The 25,050-nt window shown below is 76.5% G+C and carries 21 protein-coding genes; 11 read left to right on the top strand and 10 right to left on the bottom strand.

Going from position 1 to position 25,050, the window contains the following annotated elements:
• Positions 1 to 30 precede the first annotated feature (30 nt).
• Positions 31 to 1,005 (top strand): YihY/virulence factor BrkB family protein, encoded by a 975-nt coding sequence (locus ACI8AD_RS01360; protein ID WP_456868762.1) that lies wholly within the window; start codon positions 31 to 33, stop codon positions 1,003 to 1,005.
• Positions 1,006 to 1,179: 174 nt separating this feature from the next.
• Here the strand turns inward: ACI8AD_RS01360 and ACI8AD_RS01365 are convergent, their stop codons facing one another.
• Together ACI8AD_RS01365 and ACI8AD_RS01370 are read right to left on the bottom strand one after the other, a co-directional pair.
• A complete protein-coding gene (locus ACI8AD_RS01365; protein ID WP_456868763.1) occupies positions 1,180 to 2,208 on the bottom strand; it encodes an LLM class flavin-dependent oxidoreductase in 1,029 nt (342 codons plus the stop codon).
• A gap of 141 nt (positions 2,209 to 2,349) precedes the next feature.
• On the bottom strand, positions 2,350 to 2,505 hold the full coding sequence (locus ACI8AD_RS01370) for a hypothetical protein (RefSeq protein WP_176449906.1): 156 nt from the start codon (positions 2,503 to 2,505) through the stop codon (positions 2,350 to 2,352).
• A 213-nt stretch (positions 2,506 to 2,718) separates the two neighbouring features.
• On the opposite strand from ACI8AD_RS01370, the gene ACI8AD_RS01375 reads away from it, so the two are divergent.
• From ACI8AD_RS01375 to ACI8AD_RS01385, 3 genes are read left to right on the top strand one after another with little or no spacing between them, the layout of a single operon-like run.
• Positions 2,719 to 4,371: a glycoside hydrolase family 13 protein gene (locus tag ACI8AD_RS01375; protein WP_456868764.1), complete on the top strand. Its 1,653-nt coding sequence runs from the start codon at positions 2,719 to 2,721 to the stop codon at positions 4,369 to 4,371.
• A gap of 4 nt (positions 4,372 to 4,375) precedes the next feature.
• Positions 4,376 to 4,759 carry a YchJ family protein gene (locus tag ACI8AD_RS01380; RefSeq protein ID WP_456868765.1) on the top strand — a complete coding sequence of 128 codons (384 nt, stop codon included), beginning with the start codon at positions 4,376 to 4,378 and terminating at the stop codon, positions 4,757 to 4,759.
• Positions 4,756 to 5,919, top strand: coding sequence for a lycopene cyclase family protein (locus tag ACI8AD_RS01385; protein ID WP_456868766.1), 1,164 nt, complete (start codon positions 4,756 to 4,758; stop codon positions 5,917 to 5,919). Before ACI8AD_RS01380 ends, ACI8AD_RS01385 begins: the two co-directional genes overlap by 4 nt.
• Here ACI8AD_RS01385 and ACI8AD_RS01390 read toward each other — a convergent pair.
• Entirely contained in the window at positions 5,885 to 7,429 is a 1,545-nt protein-coding gene (locus ACI8AD_RS01390; RefSeq protein WP_456868767.1) for an APC family permease, read from the bottom strand. The genes ACI8AD_RS01385 and ACI8AD_RS01390 overlap by 35 nt on opposite strands.
• A gap of 119 nt (positions 7,430 to 7,548) precedes the next feature.
• Here ACI8AD_RS01390 and ACI8AD_RS01395 point away from each other — a divergent pair, with 119 nt between their 5' ends.
• Positions 7,549 to 9,870 carry an ATP-binding protein gene (locus tag ACI8AD_RS01395; protein WP_456868768.1) on the top strand — a complete coding sequence of 774 codons (2,322 nt, stop codon included), beginning with the start codon at positions 7,549 to 7,551 and terminating at the stop codon, positions 9,868 to 9,870.
• Here ACI8AD_RS01395 and ACI8AD_RS01400 read toward each other — a convergent pair.
• Positions 9,845 to 10,516, bottom strand: coding sequence for a hemerythrin domain-containing protein (locus ACI8AD_RS01400; protein ID WP_456868769.1), 672 nt, complete (start codon positions 10,514 to 10,516; stop codon positions 9,845 to 9,847). The two genes, ACI8AD_RS01395 and ACI8AD_RS01400, sit on opposite strands and share 26 nt — an antisense overlap.
• Positions 10,517 to 10,667: 151 nt before the next feature.
• On the opposite strand from ACI8AD_RS01400, the gene ACI8AD_RS01405 reads away from it, so the two are divergent.
• Positions 10,668 to 12,176 carry a DUF222 domain-containing protein gene (locus ACI8AD_RS01405; protein WP_456868770.1) on the top strand — a complete coding sequence of 503 codons (1,509 nt, stop codon included), beginning with the start codon at positions 10,668 to 10,670 and terminating at the stop codon, positions 12,174 to 12,176.
• Positions 12,177 to 12,386: 210 nt separating this feature from the next.
• On the opposite strand, the gene ACI8AD_RS01410 is transcribed toward ACI8AD_RS01405, so the two are convergent.
• The 5 genes from ACI8AD_RS01410 to ACI8AD_RS01430 form a co-directional block, all read right to left on the bottom strand.
• Positions 12,387 to 12,791 (bottom strand): hypothetical protein, encoded by a 405-nt coding sequence (locus ACI8AD_RS01410; protein ID WP_456868771.1) that lies wholly within the window; start codon positions 12,789 to 12,791, stop codon positions 12,387 to 12,389.
• A gap of 148 nt (positions 12,792 to 12,939) precedes the next feature.
• The gene (locus tag ACI8AD_RS01415; RefSeq protein WP_456868772.1) at positions 12,940 to 14,139 is read right to left on the bottom strand and encodes a low temperature requirement protein A; all 1,200 of its coding nucleotides are present in this window, start codon (positions 14,137 to 14,139) and stop codon (positions 12,940 to 12,942) included.
• Between the two features lie 23 nt (positions 14,140 to 14,162).
• A complete protein-coding gene (locus tag ACI8AD_RS01420) occupies positions 14,163 to 15,950 on the bottom strand; it encodes a potassium channel family protein (protein WP_456868773.1) in 1,788 nt (595 codons plus the stop codon).
• A 5-nt stretch (positions 15,951 to 15,955) separates the two neighbouring features.
• Complete coding sequence (locus ACI8AD_RS01425) at positions 15,956 to 16,342, bottom strand: DUF6394 family protein (RefSeq protein WP_089403525.1); 387 nt, start codon at positions 16,340 to 16,342, stop codon at positions 15,956 to 15,958.
• A 143-nt stretch (positions 16,343 to 16,485) separates the two neighbouring features.
• Complete coding sequence (locus ACI8AD_RS01430; RefSeq protein WP_456868774.1) at positions 16,486 to 18,309, bottom strand: flavin-containing monooxygenase; 1,824 nt, start codon at positions 18,307 to 18,309, stop codon at positions 16,486 to 16,488.
• 103 nt (positions 18,310 to 18,412) lie between these two features.
• Here ACI8AD_RS01430 and ACI8AD_RS01435 point away from each other — a divergent pair, with 103 nt between their 5' ends.
• The 5 genes from ACI8AD_RS01435 (at position 18,413) to ACI8AD_RS01455 (ending at position 23,876) form a co-directional block, all read left to right on the top strand.
• Positions 18,413 to 19,612, top strand: a complete 1,200-nt coding sequence (locus tag ACI8AD_RS01435; RefSeq protein WP_456868775.1) for a transcriptional regulator — start codon at positions 18,413 to 18,415, stop codon at positions 19,610 to 19,612.
• 39 nt (positions 19,613 to 19,651) lie between these two features.
• Entirely contained in the window at positions 19,652 to 19,966 is a 315-nt protein-coding gene (locus ACI8AD_RS01440; RefSeq protein WP_456868776.1) for a DUF2795 domain-containing protein, read from the top strand.
• Between the two features lie 93 nt (positions 19,967 to 20,059).
• Complete coding sequence (locus ACI8AD_RS01445; protein WP_456868777.1) at positions 20,060 to 21,592, top strand: ATP-dependent DNA ligase; 1,533 nt, start codon at positions 20,060 to 20,062, stop codon at positions 21,590 to 21,592.
• A gap of 76 nt (positions 21,593 to 21,668) precedes the next feature.
• Positions 21,669 to 23,270: a diguanylate cyclase gene (locus ACI8AD_RS01450; RefSeq protein WP_456868778.1), complete on the top strand. Its 1,602-nt coding sequence runs from the start codon at positions 21,669 to 21,671 to the stop codon at positions 23,268 to 23,270.
• Between the two features lie 18 nt (positions 23,271 to 23,288).
• Positions 23,289 to 23,876 (top strand): peroxidase-related enzyme, encoded by a 588-nt coding sequence (locus ACI8AD_RS01455; RefSeq protein WP_456868779.1) that lies wholly within the window; start codon positions 23,289 to 23,291, stop codon positions 23,874 to 23,876.
• A 32-nt stretch (positions 23,877 to 23,908) separates the two neighbouring features.
• Here ACI8AD_RS01455 and ACI8AD_RS01460 read toward each other — a convergent pair whose 3' ends face one another.
• Positions 23,909 to 25,030: an alpha/beta hydrolase fold domain-containing protein gene (locus tag ACI8AD_RS01460; RefSeq protein ID WP_456868780.1), complete on the bottom strand. Its 1,122-nt coding sequence runs from the start codon at positions 25,028 to 25,030 to the stop codon at positions 23,909 to 23,911.
• Positions 25,031 to 25,050: the final 20 nt, after the last annotated feature.

The following is a 25,050-nucleotide window of genomic DNA, read 5'->3' on the forward strand; positions in this document are numbered from 1 at the left end:
CGGGTGGCGGGAGTGGGCAGACTCCCGGGCATGGCTGACGCGAGCGACGGGGCCCCGGCGCAGCGCGCGGGCGTCGACGCCCGCTCCCCGCACCACATCCCGCTCCGGGAGTGGGGGCACGTCCTCGGCCGGGCCGCCCGGCAGGCGTTCGGCGAGCGGCTGATGGTGCAGGTCTCGGCGGTCGCCTTCTTCGCCCTGCTGTCGATCGCCCCGGTGCTGGTGACGGCGCTGTCGATCTACGGCGCGGTCAACACCCCGGAGCAGGCCCTCGACCAGCTGTCGGACATGGCCGCGGTGCTGCCCGACGACCTCGAACCCCTCGTCGCCGACCAGCTCACCAGCATCACCACCGCGTCGGGTCAGGTGCTCACCTGGCGCGGCATCAGCGGGCTGGTGGCGGCGCTGTGGACGGCGACGACCGCCGCCACCTACCTCGTCGACGCGCTCACCCTGGCCTACGACGAGAGGGAGACCCGCGGCTTCCTCCGGCGCAGCGGGCTCGGCCTGGCCGTCGTGCTCGGCGGGGCGGCGCTGCTGGGCGGGGTGATCGCCGGCGCTGCCCTCCTGTCGTCGGCGGTGGCCGCGGCACCGGGCCCGGTCCGCGCCCTCGAGCCGGTGCTGACCTGGGCCGCCCTGGCCGCGCTCGTGGTCCTCGTGCTCGCCGTCCTCTACCGGGTCGGGCCCGACCGGCGGCAGGCCCGCTGGCGCTGGATCAGCGGCGGCGCGGTGCTCACCACGGTCCTGTGGCTGGCGACGTCGGCCGGCCTGTTCGCCTACGTGCAGAGCCTCGGGGACTACACGGCCACCTACGGCTCCCTGGCCGGCGTCGCGATCAGCATGGTGTGGTTGTGGCTCACCGTGTTCCTGGTCGTCCTGGGCGCGACGGTGAACGCCGAGGCCGAGCGGCAGACCGAGCGCGACTCGACCGTCGGGCCCGAGCGGCCGCGCGGCGAGCGGGGCGCGGTGGTGGCCGACGACGCCCCGCCCTTCCGCGGCGAGCCCTGAGCGGCCCGGTCGGGCCCCGGCGTCCCCCGGGGCTGCCGGGTGGGCAGTCGCGGTCGGCGACACGCGCCGCCACGCCGCGCCGGGCGGCACGGACTGCGCACTCGGCGGCCTGCGCACTCGGCGGCCTGCGCACTCGGCGGCCTGCGCACTCGGCGGCGCGGACGGGCCGACCGGTCAGGCGCCGGCCACCCGCGGCGCCACCTCGGTGCCCAGCAGCTCGATGCCGCGCAGCAGGTCGGCGTGCGCCAGCCGCGGGTTGGTCATCTGGATCGACACCCGGTCGACGCCGCCGAGCTGCCCGGAGATGCGCACCAGCTTCTCGGCCACGGTGTCGGGGTCGCCGGTGAAGAAGGCGCCGTCCGGGCCGCTGGTGGCGTCGAACTGCGCGCGGCTGGGCGGCGGGAAGCCGCGCTCCCGGGAGACCTTGGTGAACATCTCGTGCCAGCCGGGGTAGATCGTGTCGGCCGCGGCCTGCGTGGTCTCGGCGACGAAGCCGAACACGTGCAGGCCCACCCGCAGCCGCTCCGGCGGGTGCCCGGCCTGCTCCCCGGCCTGGCGGTAGAGGTCGACCAGGGGCGCGAACTGCCGGGGCTGGCCGCCGATGATCGCGACCATCAGCGGCAGGCCGAGCAGCCCGGCGCGGACGAAGGACGTCGGGGTGCCGCCCACGCCGATCCAGACCGGCAGCGGGTCCTGCAGCGGCCGCGGGTAGACGCCCTGCCCGGTGAGCGCCGGGCGGTGCCGGCCCGACCAGGTCACCCGCTCCGAGGCCCGGATGCGCAGCAGCAGGTCGAGCTTCTCGTCGAAGAGCTCGTCGTAGTCGGCCAGCGACAGGCCGAACAGCGGGAACGCCTCGGTGAAGGAACCGCGCCCCACGACGAGGTCGATGCGGCCCCGGCTGATCAGGTCCAGGGTGGCGAACTGCTGGAACACCCGGACCGGGTCGGCGGCCGAGAGGACCGTGACCGCGCTGTTCAGCCGGATCCGCGAGGTGCGGGCGGCCGCGGCGGCGAGGATGACCGGCGGAGCGGAGTCGTAGTACTCGGGACGGTGGTGCTCACCGATGCCGAAGGAGTGCAGCCCCACCCGGTCGGCGGTCTCGATCTCCTCCAGCAGGTCGGCCATCCGCTCCTCCGGCCCGATGGCGCGGCCGGTGGCCGGGTCGGTCACCGCCGCCACGAAGCTGTCGATGCCCAGGTGCACGGCGGTCCTCCTGCAGTCGGAACGGGTGGTCGAGCGTTCAACGACCAGTGAACCAGCCGGGCGGTCCGGGCCGCCCGGCGCGGCGGGGACGACGACGCCCCTCCGGCCGCGGGGACCGGAGGGGCGTCGGGGCAGGAGGACTCAGGCGGCGCGCACGGGGCTGCCCGCCGCCGCGTCCTCCCCGCGGCGGGCGCGGAGGCCGGCGAGGTGCCAGGAGGTGCAGTCGGGGCAGCTGGCGATCCAGACGTGCCGGGGGTGACGGTGACAGACGGCGCGGTCGGCCATCGAGCTGCTCATGGCGGTCGTACTCCCTGCCGCCGGCGCTGCGGCGGCTCGTGACTCGTGGGACGGCTGGTGCAACGTCGCCATGCCACTCGCCCATCCGGGTGTGCGCGACGACACCATCGGGTGCTTCGGACCTGCACGTTCGGCAGAACGTGACGAGGACGACACCACTCTTTGGCGTCAGGGGGGCACCTCACCACACCGGAGAGTGCCGATCCTGGGCGCATGTCCGCTCGACTCGTCGCTGCCGGCACCGCCGCCGGCCAGCAGCCGTGGTCCCGGCCGGCTCCCGCGCAGGAGCAGCAGGCCGACTCCCCGTGGTGGCGTTCGGCCGTCGTCTACCAGGTCTACCTGCGCTCGTTCGCCGACGGCAACGGCGACGGCATCGGTGACCTGGCGGGGCTGCGGGCGCGGCTGCCGTACCTGTCGTGGCTCGGCGTGGACGCGCTCTGGATCAACCCGCACTACCCCTCCGGCGGCGCCGACGGCGGCTACGACGTCGTCGACTACCGGGCCGTGGACCCCGAGTACGGCGACGTGTCCGACGTGGAGGCGCTGGTCGAGGACGCCCGCCGGCTCGGCCTGCGCGTGGTGCTCGACGTCGTCCCCAACCACACCTCCGACCGGCACCCCTGGTTCCGGGCGGCGCTGGCCGACCCCGACGCCCCCGAGGCCTCGCGGTACCACTTCGCGCCGCCGTCGGAGGAGCCGCCGAACAACTGGCGGTCGCTGTTCGGCGGCCCGGCGTGGTCGCGCACCCCGGACGGCCGCTGGTACCTGCACCTGTTCGCCCCCGAGCAGCCCGACCTCAACTGGCGCGACCCCGTCGTCGCCGAGGACTTCGAGCGGACGCTGCGCTTCTGGCTCGACCGCGGGGTGAGCGGCTTCCGGGTCGACGTCGCCTACGGCCTCTACAAGGACGCCGGCCTGCGGGACAACCCCGGCGAGTACTCCCCCACCCTGTTCGGCCACGGTCCCGAGCAGGCGATGACCTGGAACCAGCCCGAGGTGCACGACGTGTGGCGCCGCTGGCGGGCGATCTGCGACAAGTACCCGGACACCATGCTGGTGGGCGAGGTCTGCCTGGCCGACCTCGAGCAGGTCGCGCTGTACTCGCGGCCGGACGAGATGCACCAGTCGCTGTCGTTCCGGCTGCTCAAGTCGCGGTGGGAGACCCCCGCCTTCGCCGAGGCCATCGGCAGCGCGCTCGACGCCTTCGGCCGGGTGGGCGCCCCGGTGTCGTGGGTGCTGGGCAACCACGACAAGGACCGCATGGTCACCCGCTTCGGCGGCGGGGAGACCGGCCTGGCCCGCGCCCGCGCCGCCGCGCTGCTGCTGCTGGCCCTGCCCGGCTCGGCCTACGTCTACGCCGGCGACGAGCTCGGCCTGCCGCAGGCCCACGTGCCCGACGAGGCCAAGCGGGACCCGATCTTCCTGCGCAGCAACGGCGCACGGGCCGGCCGCGACGGCTGCCGCGTGCCCATGCCGTGGAACGCCACCGCCGGCGTCGGCTTCTCCCGCGACCGCTCGGCCAAGCCGTGGCTGCCGGTGCCCGCGGAGTGGAAGCGGCACGCCGTCTCCCGGCAGACCCGCGACTCCGACTCGGTGCTGCACCTCTACCGCCAAGCGCTCTCCGTCCGCGCCGAGCACCCCGCGCTGGGCACCGGCGAGGCGACGGTGAGCACCCGCGGCGACGTGCTGACCGTGCGCTGCACCGGCGGCGGCCGCACGGTGCGCTGCGTGGTCAACATGGGCACCGGCACCGCGCTGGTCCGCTCGCGCGGGCAGGTGCTGCTCGAGTCCGGCCCCGGCGTGCACACCTCGGCCCGCTCCGTGGCGCTCCCGCCCGACACCGCCGTCTGGATCGCTGAAGACTGACGGGGTGCCTCCCCGTCGCTGCCCCTGCGGATCCGGACTCACCTACGCGGAGTGCTGCGGCCGCCTCCACGACGGGACGGCGGCCGCGGCGACCGCCGAGCAGCTCATGCGCTCGCGCTACAGCGCCTTCGCCGTCGGCGACCCGGCGTACCTGCTGGCCACGTGGGACCCGGCCACCCGGCCGCACACGCTCGAGCTGGACCCGGACGTGCGCTGGACCGAGCTGGAGGTGCTGGGGACGACCGGCGGCGGGCTGTTCGACGCCGAGGGCACCGTGACCTTCCGCGCGCACGCCCGCGCCGGCGGTGAGCAGCACGTGCAGGCCGAGCGCAGCCGGTTCCGCCGGGTCGACGGCCGCTGGGTGTACGTCGACGGCGACCCGGCGTGAGCCTCGACGTCCTGGTGGCGGGCGCGGGTCCCGCCGGCCTGTCCGCCGCGGCGAGCTGCGCCGCGGCGGGCCTGCGGACGGCGCTGGTCGCGCCGTCGCTGCGCGTCTGGCCGGCCACCTACTGCCTGTGGGCCGACGAGTTCGACGCCGCCGCCGGCCCGCTCGGCCTGGACCCGGCCGCCGCCGCGGCTCGGTACTCCCCCACCGTCGTGCGCACCGCGGCCGGGGGCGAGCGGCGGCTGGCGCGCGGCTACGCGCGGCTGCGCAACGACGTCGTGCACGCCGCGCTGCTGGAGCGGTTCCGCGCGTCCGGCGGGACGGTGGTCCCCGACCGGGTGACGGCGGTCGCCGGGCGGACCGCCGTCCTCGCCGGCGGGGCGGGCCTGACCGCGCGGGTGGTCCTCGACGCCCGCGGCAGCGGCCCGGGGACGGCGCAGCAGCGGGCCTGGGGCGAGGTGGTCGCCGGCCCCGTCCCCGACCTGGTGCCGCCCGGGGGCGCGCTGCTCATGGACTGGACGGCGCTGGCCGCCCCCGGCGCACAGCCGGCCTTCCTCTACGGCCTGCCCCTCGACGACGGCACGGTGCTGCTGGAGGCCACCTCGCTGGCCGCCCGGCCGCCACTGCCGCTGCCCGGCCTGCGCGACCGGCTGGCCGCCCTGCTCGCCGCGCGCGGCCTGCGCCCGGCCGGGGCGGCCGAGCGGGTGGCCATCCCCCTCGACGGCGCGCCGCGCGGCGCCGGGACGGCCACCCGCCTGGGCGCCGCCGCCGGGCTGGTGCACCCGGCCACCGGCTACAGCGTGGCCTCGTCGCTGCGGCTGGGGCCGCAGGTGGCCGCGGCGCTGGCGGCGGGCCGCGACCCGCACGCGGTCGTGCGCGCCGCGCGGCCCCGGACGAGCGCGGCGCTGCTGGCGCTGGGCCGCGAGGTGCTGCTGCCCCTGGACGCCGCCGCCACCGACGCGTTCTTCGCCGCGTTCTTCACGCTGCCCGAGCGGGCGTGGAGTGCCTACCTCGACGTCGGGTCGCCGTCGCCGGCCGTGGCGGCGGCGATGGCGCGGGTGTTCGCCGCGCTGTCCCCCGCCCAGCGCGCGCGACTGCTGGGCGGGGTGGCCCGGGGGGCGCTGCGGCTCACGCGGGCGTGGGCGGCGGGGTCGGGTCGATGACGGCGGCGTGCTCGGGCAGCACGCCGGTCCGCTTGCGCTGGCGCAGCAGGTACCAGGCCAGCCCGACGGCGACGATCGCGCCGATGAACAGCGGCGCGGCCCACTGCAGGTACCAGTGCTGCGGGCCGGTGGCGTTGTAGATCTCGCGCCGCGGCCAGGCCAGGTTCACCGCCATGCCGGTGCCCCACGCGACGGCGAGCACGTTGACCGGCAGCCCCCAGCGGCCGAGGGAGAACCGGCCGGGCTGCGCCGGGCCCGGCCAGCGGCCGCGCAGCCGCGCCACCAGCATCGGGCCGGTCACCAGCAGGTAGGCGAGGTAGATCATCACCACGGCCATGCTGGTCAGGGCGGTGAACACCTGCGGTTGCCGGACGTTGAGCAGCAGCACGCCGACCGCCAGCGCCCCGACCAGGACGGCGGGCACGACCGGCGTGCGGCGCCGCGGGTCGACGTGGGCCAGCCGCATGCCGGCCGGCAGGGCGTTGTCGCGGGCCATGGCGAAGGTCATCCGGATGGCCGCGGTGTGCACCGCCAGGCAGCAGACGGTGACCGCGACGACGATGCAGACGAGGAACACCTTGCCCAGCCCCGTGCCGGCCACCGAGAGCAGGACGTACTGCAGGCCGCCGCTGCTCGAGGACAGCTGAGGGTCGGTGAGCGAGGGGGCGGCCATCAGGCCGAAGAGCAGGATCAGCCCGCCCAGCACGAACGACGCCGTGATCGCCCGCAGGATCGCCCGCGGCGCGGTGCGGGAGGGCTCCTTGGTCTCCTCGCCGAGGGAGCTGGCGGTGTCGAAGCCGTACATGACGTAGCCCGAGGCGAGCGCGGCGACGAGGAAGGAGCCGAGGTAGCCCAGCGGCTGCCCCTCGCCGCGGCCGCCGGTGTCGAGCAGGACGTCCTGCGGCCCGCGGGTGACCGCCAGGGCCAGCACGGCGACGATCAGCACCGCCGCGACCAGCTCGATGAACACCCCGGCGCTGTTGATCCGCGACATCAGCCGCACGCCGAAGGCGTTGACCAGCGTGGTGGACGTGATGAGCAGCCCGCCCAGCAGGACGGCGTTGACGGCGACGTCGTAGGTGCCGGTGCCGTCGCCGACCACCTGGAAGCCCGACCACAGCTGCGGCAGCGTGATCTGGTAGGCCAGCGCCGTCGCCGCCAGCGTCACGATCGAGGCGGTGAGCATCACCCAGCCGGCCAGCCACGACGTCGTCGCGCTGCCCAGCCGCTTGGTCCAGTTGTAGAGCGACCCGGCCACCGGGTAGCGGGCGGCGAGCTCGGCGAAGCACAGCGCCACCATCAGCTGGCCGGCGAAGACCAGCGGCCAGGACCACACGTAGGCCGGCCCGCCGGCGCCGAAGCCGAAGTAGAACAGCTGGAACGTGCCGGTGAGGATCGAGATGTAGCTGACGCCGGCCGCGAAGCTGGAGAACCGCCCGATGCTGCGGTCCAGGTGCTGCCGGTAGCCGAACTCCGCGAGGTGCGGGTCGCCGTCGTCCGAGGGGGGCACGTCGAGGGGCCTTTCCAGGAGTGGGGTGCTGGGGCCGCACCACTGTCGCCGACGGCACGGACCGTGGCGAGCCGGGGACACCGGCCCGGAGGGGTCGCGCCGGGCTACCCTCCCCGCCGATGAGCGCCTCCCCGCCCGGCACCGGCTCCCTGGCCGGGTTGCTGCGGCGGTGGCGGGAGCGGGCGGCGCTCAGCCAGGAGGAACTCGCCGCCCGGGCGGGGCTGACCGCCAAGGCGGTGAGCGCGCTGGAGCGCGGGGAGCGGCGCCGGCCCTACCCGCACACCCTGCGCGCGCTGGCCGACGCCCTGGGCCTCGACGACGCCGACCGCGCGGCGCTGACCGCGGCCGCCCGGCCCGGCGCCACGACCGACGGGCCACCCGCGCCGGTCCCGGTGCTGCCGCTGCCGGCCGCGCCGCTGGTCGGCCGGGACGCCGAGCTCGCCGAGGTCGCCGGGCTGCTGCGGTCGGGCGCGACCCGGCTGCTGACGCTCACCGGCCCCGGCGGCGTCGGCAAGACGACGCTCGCGCTGGCCGCGGCGCGGGCGCTGGCACCGGACTTCCCCGACGGCGTCACGCTGGTCGAGATCGCGCCGGTGCGCGAGGCCCGGCTGGTGCTGCCCGAGCTCGCCCGCGCGCTCGGCGGCCGGCAGCTGGCCGGCGACGTCGCCGACGCCGTCGCCGCGCGGCTGGGCGGGCGCCGGCACCTGGTCGTGCTGGACAACGTCGAGCACGTCCTCGACGCCGCCCCCGACGTCGCCGCGCTGCTGGCCCGCTGCGGCGGGCTGGCCGTCCTGGCCACCAGCCGTGCCGCGCTGCGGGTGCGCGCCGAGCGCGAGCGGCCGCTGGGCCCGCTGCCGGTGCCGGAGCGCCCCGATGCCGCGACGGTGGCCGCCTCGCCCGCCGCGCGGCTGTTCCTCGACCGGGCGGCCGCCGCCGGCCGCACGGTCGCCCTCGACGACGCCGCGGCCGACGTCGCGGCGATCTGCCGCCGCCTCGACGGGCTGCCGCTGGCCCTCGAGCTCGCCGCGGCGCACGCCCGCTACCTGCCGCCGTCGGCGCTGCTCGGCCGGCTCGACGACGCCCTCGGCGCCGGGCGCTCCCGGGACCTGCCCGAGCGGCAGCGCACGATGCGCGCGGCGCTGGACTGGAGCCACGAGCTGCTCACCGCGGGCGAGCAGGCGCTGCTGCGCCGGCTGGCGGTGTTCGCCGGCGGGTTCGACCTCGACGCCGCGCGGGCGGTCGCCGGCGGCGCCGACGTCGTCCCGCAGCTCGGCGGGCTGGTCGAGCAGTCGCTGGTGGTCGTCGAGGACGGACCGGCCGCCCGCTACCGGCTGCTGGAGCCGGTGCGCCAGTACGCCGCGACGCGGCTGGCCGCCTCCGGCGAGGCCGACGCCGTCGCCGAGCGGGCCACCGCGGCGGTGCTCGACCTCGCCGACGGCGCCCGGGGCGGGCTGACCGGTCCCGGGCAGGGGTCCTGGCTCGACCGGCTCGAGCGCGACCACGGCAACCTCGCCGCCGCGCTGGGCCGGCTGGTGGCCGGCGGGCGCGCGGCCGACGTCGCCCGGCTGACCGAGGCGACCTGGCTGTACTGGGCGGTGCGCGGCAACGCCGCCGAGGGGCTGGGCTGGGTGGCGCGGGTGTCCCGGGACGGGCTGGCCCCCGCCGACGACGCCCGGCTGCTGCTGGGCCTGGCCGCGCTGCGCTACGCGTCGGGAGACATCCCGGGGACCCGCGCCGCCGCCGACGACGCCGCCCGGCTGGCCGCCGTCGCCGGCGCCGGTGACCTCCGAGCCCTGGCGCTGGTGCTCACCGGCTCGGCCGCCGTCTTCCTCGGCGACCTGCCGGCCGCCGCCGGTGACCTCGGCGAGGCGCTGCGGCTGGCGGAGGAGACCGGGCAGGCCTGGGCTCGGGCGCACGCGGTGACCGCCCGGGGTCAGCTGCTGCTGCAGTCCGGCGACCACGCCGCAGGAGCCGCCGAGCTCGCCGTCGCCGAGCGGCTGGCGCGGGAGCTGGGCAGCCCGTTCACCCTGGCGACGGTGCTCAACGTGCAGGCCTCGCTCGCGCAGCTGGCCGGCGACGAGGACACCGCGCTGGCCCGGTGGACCGAGGCCGCCGACCTCGCCGCGGAGGTCCGCACCACCTGGACGCTGGCGTACACGCTGCCGGGCCTCGCCGTCGTCGCCGCCCGGCGCGGGTCGCCGGAGCTGGCCGCCCGGCTGTTCGCGGCGGGCTCGGCGACGGCGGAGGCGGCGTCGGTGGCGGTGGCGTTCCCGCCCGACGTCGAGCTGGCCCGGCTGGTGCTGCCGGAGGTGCGCGCCACGCTGGGCGAGGAGGCGTTCGGGCGGGCCTGGGACGCCGGCCGGCTGCTGCGCCCCGGCGACGTCCCGGCCCTGGCCCGGCAGATCGGCCCGGCGGTCAGCGGGTCCCGCGCACCCGGCTGACGTAGCGGCGGTACTGCCGGGCGAAGACCGTGCGCAGCAGCACGCGGACGGGGAACGGGACGACGTGCAGCATCATCTGCCGCTCCTCGGGACTGCACTCCTCGAGCAGCGCGCCGAAGAGGATCGGCAGGTCCTTCGTGGCCATGGTGCCCTCGCCGTGCTGGCCGAGCCGGGCCCACTCCTCCTGCGTCACGTGCCGCTCGGCCAGCGGGAGGATCTCGCGCTCCTCCTCCGCGAGGTGCTCGAGCAGGACGGCGCGCAGCGCGTCGAGGGTGCCGGCGACCTCCTCGGCCACGGCCGGCCGGGCCTCGACCTCCCAGCGGTCCAGGGCCGGGCCGAGCTGCTCGGTGAGGTGCTCGACCTGCTCGTGCTGGGCCTCCATGCGGTGGACGACCGCGGCGTCGGGCGGGCAGCGCTCGAGCAGCGTGGGCCAGAGGAGGTCGTCCTCGCCCGTGTGGTGGAGGTGCAGCCCCTGCAGCACGAGGCGGGCGTGGGCGGCGAGGACGGCGGCGCGGTCGGTGTCGCCCGGCGCGACGGCGCGGATCAGCTCCGGCAGCAGCCGGAACTCGCGCCGGAAGGCGCGGTGGACGACGTACATGTCGCGGACGTCGGCCATCGGGACGGGGGTGGGGAGGGTGTCGGTCATGGCAGCGAGCCTGTCGGCGCCCCGCGGCACGGGACACCCACAGCGCACCCACGCCTCGCCCACACTCCGGGACAGCCCGGTCTCCGCCAGCGGGTGGATCCTGCCCGCCGACCTGCGGAAACTGTCATACCCCGGCCGTAGGTTCGGGGTCGTGCAGCAGGTCGCGGAGTACGTGTCACCCGTCGAGCGGGCGCTCGCCGGGTGGCTCGTCGAGCAGCCGGTGCGCCTTGCCCGCCTGCCGGTGAGCCTGCTCTCCGACGAGCAGGCCGCCGCCGAGCTCCAGCGGCTGCAGGCCCGCAAGGCCATGGAGGCGGCCTACGAAGCCGAGCTGGTGCTGCGGCTGGCCGAGGCCCGCCCCTCCGACGACGACCCCGCACCCGGCACGCCCGGTGCCAGGCGGCGCGGGTCGTGGGCGCCGGACACCGAGCTGCCGGGGGTGTCGGAGTTCTTCACCGCCGAGCTGGCGGTGGTGCTCAACTGCGGGCGGGGTACGGCCAACCACCTGGCCACCCGTGCCTGGACCTACCGCGAGCGGCTGCCCGCCACCTGGGCGGCGCTGGCCGCCGGGGAGCTGGACGAGGCCCGTGCGAAGGCGCTGGTCGACGTGCTGCAGCACACCGCCCCGGCCCTGGCCCGCCGCATCGAGGCCGCCGTGCTGCCCGAGGCCGCCGGCCTGACCGTCGGCAAGCTGAAGAAGCGCGCCCTCGAACTCCTGCTGGAGGCGGACTCGGAGGCCATCGACGAACGGCGGAAGACCGCCGAACGGCGCTCGGACGTGCGGGTGTACCCCTCGGCGTCGGACGGGATGAGCACGCTGGCCGCCGACCTACCGGCCGATGTGGCCGCGGCCTGCCACGCGACCGTCGATGCACTGGCCCGGATGGTGAAGGCCGACGGTGACCCGCGGCCGATCGGGCACCTGCGCACTCTGGTGTTCGCCGATCTGCTGCAGCGCCCGTGGGACGACAGCCGCCCGCCGGTGACCGCGCACCTGCAGATCATCGCGTCGCTGGCGTCGCTGGCCGGCCGCTCGGACCAGGCCGGGGAGGTGAACGGGCTGCCGATCACCGCCGCCCACCTACGGGCACTCCTCGCCCAGCTCGACGCCCTCGGCGTGCAGGCCCCCGACGGCGGCACGGTGACGGTCGCACTCACCGAGGACAACGGCACGCTGCGGGTCACCGCCACCCTCGATCGGCTGCGCCGGCTGGCCGCCCGCGGCTGCCCCGACCACCCCGGCGGTGACGAGGCCGGCGACTGCGGGTGCGCGGTGCTCGACCGGCCCGCGGGCCGGGACGGCTACACCCCCTCAGCCGCTCAGCAGGCGTTCGTGCGCACCCGCGACCGCACCTGCCGGATGCCCACCTGCGGGCAGCGGGTCGGCTGGGCCGACGCCGACCACGTCCTCCCCCACGTCGAGGGCGGGCTCACCGACTGCGCGAACCTGTGCTGCCTGTGCCGCTCGCATCACCGGGTGAAGACCTTCGCCCGCGGCTGGCGCTTCGAGATGGCCGCAGACGGGACGCTGACCGTCACCACCCCGTCGGGCATCACGAGGACCACCCGACCACCTGGCCTCCGGCGACCAGCACCACCGGACCCCGAGCCACCGCCGGCAGACGAGCCGGCCGACGCGGACGACGACCCGCCGCCCTTCTGAGCGGTGCTCGAGGGTCGACCGGTCGACGAGCCGACCATTCACCGGGTCGACGTGCCGACCACTCGACTCGACAACTGATCGACGAGCCGACGACTCGACTCGGCGACTGGTCGACGTGCGGACACCTCGACCAGTCGCCGCGTCGACCAGTCGCCGGGTCGACATGGCGACAGAGCGGTTCCCCAGTGGCGCCGGGGAACCGGCCCGGGGTCAGTGCTCCGAGGCGTGGTGCCGGAACCGCCGCCACGGGTGGCGGCGGGACGGCGCGGGCTCCTCGGCGGGCTCGCCGGCCTTCGCGGCCGCCCACGGCGCGACGCACACGTCGTCCTCCCCCATGCCCTTACCCATGCCCTCACCCGTGCCCGCCGCGTCGTCGGGGGCCGGCCGGGGTGCGGCCGCGGCGCCCCTCGATCCCGCGCCCGACGCCGTGGCACCCCGGCGGGCGCAGTCGGCCAGGCGCTCGCGGGTGAGCGAGCGTTGCAGCCCGAGCGGGTCGCCGCGGTGCCCGCGGGCGGCGACGTCGTGCTGCGCCTCCCACTGGGCGATCAGCTTCTCGTCCGGCGACATCTCCGGCCGCCGGTCGTCGCCGGGTGTGGGGGTGGTGGGTGTGGCCATGGCCGTCCTCCTGCCGGTGCCCGCCCGCCGCCCGGGCGCCGTCCCGCTCGACCGGTCCTCGCGGCCACCGGGGTCCAGTGCACGCCGCACCGCCGGACGGGGGCAGGGTCGGAGGTCCCTGCGGCACGCGGCGCTCGGACCCCGGCGGTCAGACCTCCTCGGTCTCCAGCCGACCCGACGAGCGCTGCACCAGGCCCCCGACGACCACCAGCGACACCAGCAGCGCCAGGGCGCCGATCACCACCCAGGCCGGCAGCTCCAGCAGTGCGTCCAGCGCGGCCACCACCGCGGCCAGCAGCGGCCACCACCACCCGTGCCCGGCCTGCCCCGTCATCGCCGACGCCGTGACGCTCGCCGCCACCAGGTAGACCGCCACCCCGCCGGCCACCAGCAGCCGGGTCCCGGCCGGCACCTCCCCGGCCGCGGCCTCCACCACGGCGAGCTCCAGGCCGGCGCCCACCGACGCCAGCGCCAGCGTCAGCGGCAGGTGCCCGAAGACGTAGACGTCGTGGGAGTGGGCGCCGTTGGACTCCCCGGCCTCCCCCAGCAGCTTCTTCGCCCGCGCGCCGGCGAGGTCGAAGTAGCTCCACCACAGCGCCGCCGCGAGCACGAACCCCAGGACGGCCACCGGCAGCGCGGCCCCCGACCACTTCGCGTCGTAGAGGCCGTGCGCGACGGCGGCCACCGGCTCGCCGAGCACGAGGATGACGAACAGCGCGAACCGCTCGGGCAGGTGCTCGACGTGCAGCGGCACGTCGGCCGAGGACCGCGTGGCCAGCAGCGGCACGAGCGCCTCGGCCAGGACCGCGGCGGCCCACAGCGCGTAGGCGGCCGGCCGCGGCACCGCCAGCGACACCGCCCACAGCGTCGCGCCGGCGCCGGCGCCGAGCAGGTACAGCCGGGTGATCGGACGCGCCTCGGGCACGTGCACGTGCGCCCGGCGGTACTGCAGGAGCAGCAGCACCCGCAGCGCCACGTGGCAGAGCACGAACGCGGTGAACCGCTCCCCCGTCGCCTCCGACGCCGACGCCGCCAGCCCCACGACGGCGGCCATGCTGGCGAGCTTGTACAGCCGGTAGACGACGTCGTCGTGGTCGAAGCGGTTGGCGTAGAGCGTCGAGCTCACCCACGACCACCAGACCGTGGCGAACAACCCCGCGAAGACGAGGAACCCGTGCGGGGTGACGTCCTCGCGCAGCGCGATCGCCAGCTCGGCCACGACGAGGACGAACGCCAGGTCGAAGAACAGCTCCAGCCGCGAGGCGGAGCGGTGGTCGTCGGTGCGCAGCCGCGGCGGCCGGACGGGGTCGCCGCCGCGGCCGCCGAAGAGGGTCCGGACGCCGGCCATGTGGCTCCCCCCGTCGGGGCCGGTCAGGGCGCGGCGGTCGCGTCCGGCACGGGCCTCGACCGGCTCAGCTTCCGCCAGATCCAGCTCGACGGCACCCGCTGGCCGGTGACCAGGTAGTCGGCGACGCCGTCGAGGAACATCGTGGCCTCCACCTCCCGGTGCACCGCGGCCCGGCCGGCGAAGAGGAGCTCGTCGCCGGGCTCGAGCACCAGGCCGCCGTCGGGCGCGAGCAGCGCCTGGTCCCCGCGCAGCGCCATCAGCGGCACGGCCAGCAGCGTCTCGTCGCGGTCGGCGGGGTCGCGCAGCAGGTCGCACAGCCGGAACCGCCCGCCGGCCAGGTGGGGGTGCAGCGCCGGCGCCTCCTCCGGCGTGAGCCGCACCTTCCACAGCGCCTCGAGGTGGGCGCCGCACGCGCCGAGGAGCCGCTCGATGAGGCCGGCCGACCACTCGTCGGTCTGCCCGGGCAGCTCGCGCAGGAACCGCCACAACAGCGGCGTGCTGAGCCGGGCGTAGGCGTCGTGCGCGACCACCTCGGTGGGCACCAGCAGCGCGTCGACGTCCATCGCGGCGAACAGGGCGGCGTCGGCGGGCTGGTTCTGGCGGGCGGCGACGAACAGGTCGGGGTTGAGCCGCCGCGCCTCGGCCACCAGGGAGAGGTTCGTCGTGTCGTTGTCGGTGGCGGCGACCAGGCCGACCGCCGAGGCGGGGTCGGTCCGCCGGATGATCTCGGGGTCCGCGGAGTCCCCGACGATGGTCGGCTCCTCCTCCGGCGAGGGGTCGACCGTGGTCACCTCCAGGCCCTCCGCGCGCAGGTCGGTGGCGAAGTGCCGGCCGAACCGGCCGTAGCCGCAGACCACCCACCGGCCCGGAGCGGGCGCCTTCCCGCGGGGCGGCAGCTCGGCGCCCGGGCCGCTCTCCAGCCAGGTCATGAGCTGGTAGGAGGCCGGGGTGCGCAGCGCCAGCCGCAGGTGGTCGCCGAACCGGTCGAAGGGGTTGATGATCGTCGGGGACCCGAAGCCGGACATCCGCTCGGCCACCGTCGCCGACGTCGTGCGGGCCACCACCGGGAGCTCCGGTCGCAGCAGCGCCGCGGCCATCGTGACCGCGAGGTTGGCCTCGTCGTCGCCGGTGACGGCCAGCACGCCCTCGCAGTAGGGGTGGCCCAGCCCGGCCACCCCGAGCACGTGCGGGTCGCGGGCGTCACCGACCACCCCGGGGACGTCGGCGCGGTGGCCGGCGATCTCGAGGGCGTCGATCCGGTTCTCCGAGCAGTCGACGACGGCGAACCGGCGGCCCAGGGCGTCGAGGGAGCGCGCGAGCGTCTCGCCGGCCTGCCCGAAGCCGCAGATCAGCAGGAACGGCTCGCGCAGGGCGCTGACCTTGCGGGACACGTGCCGCAGGGCCAGCGCCTGGCGGAACGCGCGGTCCTGCAGCAGCGCCAGCAGGGACCCGATCGCGTAGGCCCAGCCGACGACGGTCAGGTAGATGGTCCCGGTCACCCACAGCCGCTGCCCGTAGCTGAACGCGTACGGGATCTCGCCGAAGCCGATCGTCGTCGCCGTGTAGCTCATGACGTAGAAGGCGTCGAACAGGCTGAGGCGGGCCGGCCGGCCCTCCGGGTCGACGCCCGGGATCAGCGAGAGCCCGAGCACGCTGACGAAGAAGATGACGATGAGCGTGATCAGCGGCGCGCGCATCCGCCGGAGGACGACGAACACCGTCGCCGACCCCTCCGCGCGCGGCACCACCGGGGCCCGCCGGCGCCGGCGCCGGCCGCGGGTGGTGACCGGGGGTGGCGGGGCGGACTCCACGGCGGTCAGTGGCGCTGGAAGGACACGGTCTCGACGACGAGCAGCACCACCGAGACCACGTTGGCCAGCAGCGCCCCTCCGGAGAGCGAGACCATGCTCGCCGTCGTCACGTCGGTGAGGCCCTCGGCGGAGACGTGCACCGCCCAGGCCCAGGTGATGGTGGCCGCGACCAGCTGCAGGTCGGCGACGAGGCTGGTGGCCAGGTGGACCGCGCCGATCTGCGTGCGGTCGCCGAACTTCAGCACCGTGGCGATGAGGCTGACCACCAGCGCGGCGAACAGCTCGTAGACGTTGTGCAGTGCGGGGTCGGAGATGTCCCCGAGGAAGAAGCCGAAGTTCAGCGTGGCGGCGAGCAGCACGAAGAACCCGAAGACGACCTTCTCGAGGTTCATGCGGCTCCCGCGGCCTGCCCGGTGGTGACCGCGCCGACCCTAGCGCCGGACACGCACCGGCGCCGGGGAGACCGGACTCCCCGGCGCCGGGCGGCTCGGCGGCTCAGTGGCTCAGTGCGTCACTGGCTCAGCGGTTCGGCGGCTCAGCGCAGGTGGTGCACCTCCGCCAGGCCGTACACCGGCGTCGGGATGCCGGCCTGCCGGGCCTTGAGCTGCAGCGCCAGGTAGAGCGAGTAGTGCCGCGACTGGTGCAGGTTGCCGCCGTGGAACCACAGCCCCTCCTGCCGGGTGGGCTTCCACATGTTGCGCTGCTCGCCCTCCCACGGGCCGGGGTCCTTCGTGGTGTCCGAGCCCAGGCCCCACACCTTCCCCACCTTGTCGGCGACCTCCGGGGAGATGAGGTCGGCGGCCCAGCCGTTCATCGAGCCGTAGCCGGTGGCGTAGACGACGACGTCGGCCGGCAGCTCGGTGCCGTCGTCGAGCACCACGGCGTCCTCGGTCAGGTGGTCGACCTGCCCGTGCACCAGCTTCACGTCGCCGTTGGCCACCAGGTCGGCGGCACCGACGTCGATGTAGTAGCCCGACCCGCGGCGCAGGTACTTCATGAACAGGCCCGACCCGTCGTCGCCCCAGTCCAGCCAGAACCCGGCCTTCTCCAGCCGGTCGTAGAAGTCGGCGTCGCGCTCCTTCATCTGCTCGTAGGCCGGGATCTGGAACTCGTGCAGGATCCGGTAGGGCAGCGAGGCGAAGGTGAGGTCGGCCTTCTCGGTGGTCATGCCGCCGGCCACCGCCTGCTCGCTGTAGAGCGCGCCGAGGCCGATCTCCATGAGGCTGTCGCTCTTCACGATGTGCGTCGACGAGCGCTGCACCATCGTCACGTCGGCGCCGTGCTCCCACAGCGCGCCGCAGATGTCGAAGGCGGAGTTGTTGCTGCCGACGACGACGACCTTCCTGCCGGCGTACTCGTCGGGGCCGGGGTGGGCCGAGGAGTGGTGCTGCTCGCCGCGGAACACGTCCTGCCCGGGCAGCACCGGCACGTTCGGCTTGCCGCTCATCCCGGTGGCCAGCACCAGCTGCTTCGGGCGCAGCGTGAGCTCCTCGCCGTCGCGCACCACCTCGACGGTCCACTCGCCGGCCGCCTCGTCGTACTCGGCGCGGCGCACCTCGGTGCTGCCCCAGTACGGGATCTCCATGACCTTCACGTAGGACTCGAGCCAGTCGGCGATCTTGTCCTTGGGCGAGAACACCGGCCAGTTGTCCGGGAACGGCAGGTAGGGCAGGTGGTCGTACCAGACGGGGTCGTGCAGGCAGAGGGACTTGTAGCGGCTGCGCCACTGGTCACCGGGACGGGCGTGCCGGTCGACGACGAGCGCGGGCACGTCGAGCTGGCGCAGCCGGGCGCCCAGCGCGATGCCGCCCTGCCCGCCGCCGACGACGAGCACGTACGGCTGGGTGGTGCGGCCGAGCTCGGTGGCCTCCCGCTCCCGGCGCTCGGACCACGTCTGCCGCTGCCGGTTCACGCCGTGCTCGGCGCCCATCGGCCGGCCCGGGCCCCGCGGCTCCTCGTGCCCCTTGAGCTCGTACAGGGTGGTGAGGAACGTCCACGCCCGCGGCTGCCCGTCCTCCTCGACGAGACGCACGAGGCCCTTGCCGCGGCCGACCGCCGTCTCGAAGGTGAACCAGGCGGTGGTGACGCCGTCGGCCTCCTCCGGCTCCTCGGTGACGGTGAAGCCCGACGGGTCGGTGCGGTCCAGCGTGGCGGTGAGCAGGTCGGCCACGCCCGCGCGGTGCTCGACGGTGGTGATGTTCCAGCTGAAGGCGACCAGGTCGCGCCAGTAGCTCGTGGAGGCGAACAGGCCGGCGGCGCGCTCGACGTCGCGGGCGCGCAGGGCGTCCTCGAGCGCCGCGAACCAGTCGGCCGCGCGCCGTGCGGGGCTCTCCGGGGGTGCGTCGAGCGTCTGCGTCACGGAGGGACCTCCTCGTGGTCAGGACGTGGTGTGATGTCCAGCACAGCGCCCCGCGGGCCGGAGCGGGAGCGTTGCAGCGGATTGCACGCCCGAGGAGGCGCCGGTGCCCCCGTGGTCGGCGGTCGCGCCCGGTACCGACCTGTCCACGCACGCCCGGGTGCTCTCCCGCGTGCACGACGCCGTCCTCGCCGGCGGGCGCCCGCCGGTGCGGCCGCGCGGGGTGGTCGAGCGGTCCTGGTCGCGCGTGCTGGGCCTGGGCATGGACCCCGACCGCCCGCGCCGCCGCGACCCGCTGCCCGCCGACGCGGTCGAGGCGCGCCGCCACGGCTCGGGCCTGGCGCTGGTCGTCGACGAGCTGCGCCGGGTGCTGGTCGGCGTCGCCGACGCCTCGCAGGGCCTCGTCGTCGTCACCGACGCCGACGGCGTCGTGCTGTGGCGGGAGGGCGCGGTGGCCACCCGGCGGCACGCCGACCGGCTCGGCTTCGCCGAGGGCGCCACCTGGACCGAGTCGGCGGTGGGCACCAACGCGATCGGCACGGCCCTGGCCGAGGCCGCGCCGGTGCAGCTGTTCTCCGCCGAGCACTTCGAGTCCGCCCAGCACCCCTGGTACTGCTCGGCCGCGCCGGTGCACTCGCCGGTCACCGGGGAGCTGCTCGGCGTCGTCGACGTCAGCGGCCCGGCGCTCACCCTCCACCCGGCCATCGGCGCGCTGGTGGAGACCTCGGTGCGGCTGGCCGAGTCCGGGCTGTGGCGGCGGCACGAGCAGCACCTCGACCGGCTGCGGCGCAGCGCCGAGCCGGTGCTGGGGACGGTGCGGGGCCCGCTGCTGGTGGTCGACGACGACGGCTGGGTCGCCGCGCGGTCGGGCATCGCCGCCGGCCCGCGGGTGGCCGTCCCGCGCGCCGGGCGGCCGGTGGCGGTGCCCGGGCTGGGGCTGTGCACCCCCGAGCGACTGGGCGAGGGCTGGCTGCTGCGCCCGCCGGAGTCGCGCGCGCCGGTCACCGCCGAGCTCGACCTGACCGCCGCGCCGGTGCTGCGGGTCTCCGGCGGCGAGGACTCCTGGTCGGCCGCGCTCACCCGGCGGCAGGGGCAGGTGCTCGCGCTCGTCGCCGGCGCCGGGCGGCGGGGGCTCGACGCCGCCGCCCTGGGACGCGGCCTCTACGGCGACGACGGGCACGTCGTCGCCGCGCGCGCCGAGGTGTCGCGGCTGCGCCGCGTCGTCGGCGACCTGGTCGCCACCGGCCCCTACCGGCTGGCCGACGGCGTCGCGCTGACGGTGCGTACCGGTCCCGGCGGCGGGTAGCCCCGCCCCGAGTCCCGTCCCGAGTCCCGAGGAGATCCCGTGGCCGACACCGTTCCCGTGCAGGACGTGCTCGCGCACCTGGGCGAGGTCGACTACCCCGCCGACAAGGACGCGCTGCTCGACGCCGCCCAGCGGCACGGCGCGCCCGACCAGGTGCTGCGCACCCTGCGCACGGTGCCGCCGGGGGTCGACTTCGCCAACGTCGACGAGCTCGTCCGCTCGCTGCGGCCGACCTCCGTCCCCCGCTCCGACACCGAGGGCCACGCCGCCGAGGCGGCCCGGGCCGACGCCCGGGCGGCCTTCACCGGGCACCCGGACGACGCCGGGTCCGGGAGCGGGGGGACCTCCGGCTGACGCCGGCCGCGCCGGGGTCCGGCCTCCCCCGGAGGGGCGGCCGGCACGGCGCGGTGGCTGCCCGGTGTCGTACCCGGCTGTCAGCATGTCCGCGTGCTGCTCGCCGACGTCGTGGCCGCCTCCGCCGAGGTGGCGGCCACCCGCGCCCGCACGGCGAAGGCCGCCGCGATCGCGGCCGCGCTGCGCGCCGCCGGGCCGGGCGAGGTGGGGCCGGTGGCCGCGTGGCTGGCCGGCGAGCTGCCGCAGGGGCGGGTCGGCGTCGGCTGGCGCACGCTGTCCCGGGCGCTGCCCGACCCCGCGCCCGCGCCGTCGCTGACCGTCGCGGCGGTCGACGCCGCGCTCACCGCGCTCGCGGCCACCACCGGTCCCGGCTCCACCGCCCGCCGGGAGGCACTGCTCGGGGAGGTGCTGGCGGCGGCCACCGCCGGGGAGCAGCGCTTCCTCGTCCGGCTGCTGGGCGGCGAGCTGCGCCAGGGCGCGCTCGAGGGCGTCCTGCTCGACGCCGTGGCCGCCGCGGCGCGGGTGCCGCCGGCCGCGGTGCGCCGCGCGGCGATGCTCACCGGCCGGCTCGACGAGACCGCCGCCACCGCGCTGACCGGCGGGGAGCCGGCGCTGGCCGCCGTCGGCCTGCGGGTGGGCCGCCCGGTGCGGCCGATGCTGGCCAGCCCCGGCTCCTCGCTCGAGGCGGCCCTCGGCGACCTGGGCGGGGAGGTCACCGTGGAGCACAAGCTCGACGGCGCCCGCGTCCAGGTGCACCGCGACGGCGACGTCGTGCGGGTGTGGACGCGCACGCTGCGGGAGGTCACCGACGGGGTCCCCGAGCTGGTCGAGACGGTGCGCGCGCTGCCCTGCCGCACCGCCGTCCTCGACGGGGAGACCCTCGCCCTCGACGACGACGGCCGCCCGCGTGCGTTCCAGGACACGATGAGCCGCTTCGGCAGCGACGAGGCCGACGCCGGCGTCCTGCTCTCGCCGTTCTTCTTCGACGTGCTGCACCTCGACGGCCGCGACCTGCTCGACGAGCCACTCGCCACCCGCCTGGAGGTCCTCGACCGGCTGCTGGGCGCGGAGGAGGCCGCGCCGCTGCGGATGCCCGGGGTCCGCCGGCCCAGCGCCGAGCAGGCCGCCGAGGTCCTCGACGGCGCGCTGGCCGCCGGTCACGAGGGCGTGGTGGTCAAGGCCCTCGACGCGCCCTACGCCGCCGGCCGGCGCGGCCGCGCCTGGCAGAAGGTCAAGCCGGTGCACACCCTCGACCTCGTCGTCCTCGGCGTGGAGTGGGGGTACGGCCGCCGCAGCGGGAAGCTGTCGAACATCCACCTCGGCGCCCGCGACCCCGACGGCGGTGCCCCGCTCATGGTCGGCAAGACGTTCAAGGGCATGACCGACGAGCTGCTCGACTGGCAGACCCGCACCTTCCCCGGGCACGCGCGCGCCGAGCACCCGTGGGGGCTGGAGCTGCGGCCGGAGGTGGTGGTCGAGGTCGCCCTCGACGGCGCCCAGCGCAGCACCCGCTACCCCGGCGGTGTCGCGCTGCGCTTCGCGCGGGTGCTGCGCTACCGCCCCGACCGCAGCCCCGCCGACGCCGACACGGTCGACGCGGTGCGCGCGCTGCTGGCGGGGGGCTGAGGCGGTGCTCACCCGGAGGAGTGGCGCCGGCCCGGCTGGGCTCACGGGCACCGAGGGCACGGCCGATGGGACGGCCGTGACCGGTCTCGCCGTCGAGCAGGACGCCGCCCCCGGAGGCGACGCGGAGCCCACCACGGGTGCGCTCACCGCGCTGCGGGCGACCCTCGACGAGCTGGAGACCCTGTCCCGCTTCGCCGCCGGGTCCGCGCCGGAGCGCGCCGAGGCCGCCGCCGAGGCCGCCCGCGCCCTCGGCCGCCCGGATCTCGAGCAGCGCGCCCGGCTGGTCCGCGCCGACCTGCAGCGCCGCCGGGGCGCCGTCGCCGAGGCCGGCCGGACCGCCTCGGAGGTGCACCGCTGGGCCAGCGAGACCCGCGACCGGTACCTGCTGGCCCGCAGCTCCTTCGTGCTCACCGCCGTCCTCCAGGAGGTCGGCGACCTGGCCGGCGCCCTGGAGCACGCCGTCTCCTCGGTCGACCTGCTCGACGAGACCGCCCTGCCGGCGCTGCGCATCGACCACCTGGTGCGGCTGGCCGACGTCCTCGGCCTGGCCCGCGACCCCGCGGCGCCCGAGCGCTACACCGCCGTGCTGCGGCTGGCCGAGGAGCTCGGCGACGTCGACCGGCAGCTGCGCATCCTCAACAACCGCGCCTACACCGACACGCTGGCCGGCCGGTTCGACGACGCGCTCGAGTACAGCGACCGGCTGCAGCAGCTCGCGCGGGCGCACGGCCGCCCGCTCGACGTCGGTGACCTCGACACCGTCGCCCGCGCGCTGATGGGGGCCGACCGGCTGGTCGAGGCGGAGGCGGCGCTGCGGCTCGGCCTCGCGCCCGAGGTGCTCGACACCTCCTCCGACGGCGACGCCGGCGCGGACTTCCTGCTCACGCTGGCCGAGGTGCAGCGCCGCCGCGGCGAGGTCGAGCGCGCGCAGGACACCCTGGCCGAGTGCGTCCGGCGCTGCGACCTGCACGGCCTGACCTCGATCCGGGTGCGGGCCCGCGCCGAGCAGGCCGAGCTGCACGCCGCGCGGGGCGACCACCGGGCGGCGTTCGAGGAGCACAAGCGCTACGTCGCCGAACTGGTGGAGCTGCAGTCGGCGCAGCGCGAGGCCCGCGCCCGCGCGCTGCAGGCGGTGTACGAGACCACCGAGGCGCGCCGGCAGAGCCGCCGCTGGCGCGAGCTGTCGCTGCGCGACCCGCTCACCGGCCTCTACAACCGCCGCTACGTCGACGAGGAGCTCCCCCGGATGCTCGCCGACGGCGCCGGCCGGCTGTGGGTGGCGCTGCTCGACCTCGACCACTTCAAGCGGGTCAACGACACCTGCTCGCACGCCGTCGGCGACGAGGTGCTGCGCGCGGTGGCCACGCTGCTGCAGGAGACCGGCGCCCCCGGCGGCCCGGGCTCGTTCGCGGCGCGGCTGGGCGGCGAGGAGTTCCTCCTCGTCCTCCCCGACGTCGACGCCGGCGCCGCGGCCGCCCACCTCGAGACGGTGCGCCGCGCCGTCTCCGCGCACCCGTGGGACGGGCTGACCCGCGGGCTGCCGGTGACGGTCAGCGTCGGCGCGGCCGGCACCGCCGAGGTGACCGACCGGACGCCGGCGCAGCTGCTCGGCCTCGCCGACGCCCGCCTCTACCGCGCCAAGCGGGCCGGCCGGGACCGGGTCGTCGTCGACGGCTGAACGCGGCAGGCTGGCCGGGTGACCGCCGAGCAGACCCCGATCAGCCGCTTCCCCCTCGCCGACCCCGCCGGCCTGCCGGCCGACCTCGCCGAGCGCTACGCCGACGTGCAGGAGCGCTCGGGCTTCCTGCCGCACGTCTTCGCCGCGCTGGCCTGGCGTCCGGAGGAGGCGCGCGCCTTCTTCACCATGCACGACGCGCTCATGGACAAGGACACGCCCGGCCTGTCCACCGGCGAGCGGGAGCTGATCGTGGTGGCCACCAGCGCGGCCAACGACTGCGCCTACTGCGTCGTCGCGCACGGGGCGATCGCGCGCATCCGCACCCGCGACCCGCTGCTGGCCGACCTCGTCGCCGTCGACTGGCGCAAGGCACCCCTCGACGAGCGCATGCACACCGTGCTCGACGTCGCCGTCCGGCTGGCGACCGACCCGGCCGCGGTCACCGCCACCGACCTCGACCGGCTGCGCGCCGCCGGCCTGTCCGAGGACGACGTGTGGGACGTCGGCGCGATCACGTCCTTCTTCGCGCTGTCCAACCGGCTGGCCCACTTCGCCGCGATCCCGCCCAACCCGGAGTTCCACCTGCTGGGCCGCCTCCCCCGCTGACGGCCGGGCGGCTCACCCGGCCGGGGCCGGGCTCACCCGGCCGGGGCCAGGCTCCGGGCGAACCGGGAGATGTCGGCGATCGTGGCGTCGTAGACGTCCCCGACGGCGGTCTTGAAGATCAGCTCGCCGCCGTGCGTGAGCCCCAGGTTCACCCGCCCGGTCGCGCGCACGCCGGCCGCCTGCAGCCGGCGGTAGTAGGCGATGCCCTCGTCCCGCAGCGGGTCGAGCTCGTTCACCGTGACCACGTGCGGCGGCATCCCGGTCAGGTCCTCGACGGTGGCGAAGTACGGCCAGGCCAGCGGGTCGCGGCGGTGCTCGTCGGCGGGGTCGTAGGCCGACACGAGGAGGTCCATCATCAGCGTGTTGAGGAACCAGCCCTCGTTCTCGACCAGCGAGGGCAGCTCGGCGCGCTTGGCGTCGTCGTCCCAGCCGTAGCCGCCGGAGATGTAGGGGACCATCGCGTAGACCCCGGCGACGGTGTCCAGCCGGCCCTCCCGCTTCGCCAGCAGGGCCGAGGCCAGGCACAGGTTCGCCCCGCCGGACTCCCCCTGCAGCACCAGCGAGGTGGCGCCGATCTCGTCGCGGTGGGCGTGCAGCCAGGTGAGCGCGTCGGCGCAGTCGTGCAGGCCGGCCGGGAAGGGGGCGTGGCCGTCGGTGGTCACGGCGTTGCGGAAGTCGACGGCGACGACGGCCAGCCCGGTGGCGGCGAGGTCCTCGCACCAGCGGGTGTGCAGGCGGTTGGCGCAGTCGAGGATGGTCATGCCGCCGCCGTGCAGGTAGACCAGCCCGGGCAGCCGCCGCCCCTCGCTGCCGGCCGGCCGGAAGACGTACAGCGGGATCGCGGTGCCCTCGCGGCCCGGGGCGGTGACGGTGGTGCGGGTGACGTCGTCGCGGTGGGTCTCCTCCGCCGCGACCGCGGCGTAGAGCTGCTCGAAGGCGTCGTGGGCGCCGCGGACGAAGGCCAGCCGGTCCTCCAGCGGGGCGTTCCGCGGGAGCGGAGGCGGCGCGGCGGGGGCGTCGAGGCCGTACCGGGCGAGGGCCTCCCGCAGCCCGCGGTCGGCGCGGTCGTCGGTGCGGTACTCGGCGGCCGGGTCCCCCAGCCGGCCGGGCTGGGGGGTGGTGGTGCCGGTCGTCGGGTCGGACGTCGTCGTCACGGTTCCTCCTCGGGCGGGGG

The sequence above is a fragment of the Geodermatophilus sp. SYSU D00766 genome, from assembly GCF_054049915.1.

Bases quoted from the DNA above. Each gene is read 5' to 3' on its own strand.
- ACI8AD_RS01410 (WP_456868771.1), bottom strand. From the start codon at position 12,791: ATGGCCACACCCACCACCCCCACACCCGGCGACGACCGGCGGCCGGAG.
- ACI8AD_RS01360 (WP_456868762.1), top strand. From the start codon at position 31: ATGGCTGACGCGAGCGACGGGGCCCCGGCGCAGCGCGCGGGCGTCGAC.
- ACI8AD_RS01425 (WP_089403525.1), bottom strand. From the start codon at position 16,342: ATGAACCTCGAGAAGGTCGTCTTCGGGTTCTTCGTGCTGCTCGCCGCC.
- ACI8AD_RS01395 (WP_456868768.1), top strand. From the start codon at position 7,549: ATGAGCGCCTCCCCGCCCGGCACCGGCTCCCTGGCCGGGTTGCTGCGG.
- ACI8AD_RS01415 (WP_456868772.1), bottom strand. From the start codon at position 14,139: ATGGCCGGCGTCCGGACCCTCTTCGGCGGCCGCGGCGGCGACCCCGTC.
- ACI8AD_RS01400 (WP_456868769.1), bottom strand. From the start codon at position 10,516: ATGACCGACACCCTCCCCACCCCCGTCCCGATGGCCGACGTCCGCGAC.
- ACI8AD_RS01375 (WP_456868764.1), top strand. From the start codon at position 2,719: ATGTCCGCTCGACTCGTCGCTGCCGGCACCGCCGCCGGCCAGCAGCCG.
- ACI8AD_RS01370 (WP_176449906.1), bottom strand. From the start codon at position 2,505: ATGAGCAGCTCGATGGCCGACCGCGCCGTCTGTCACCGTCACCCCCGG.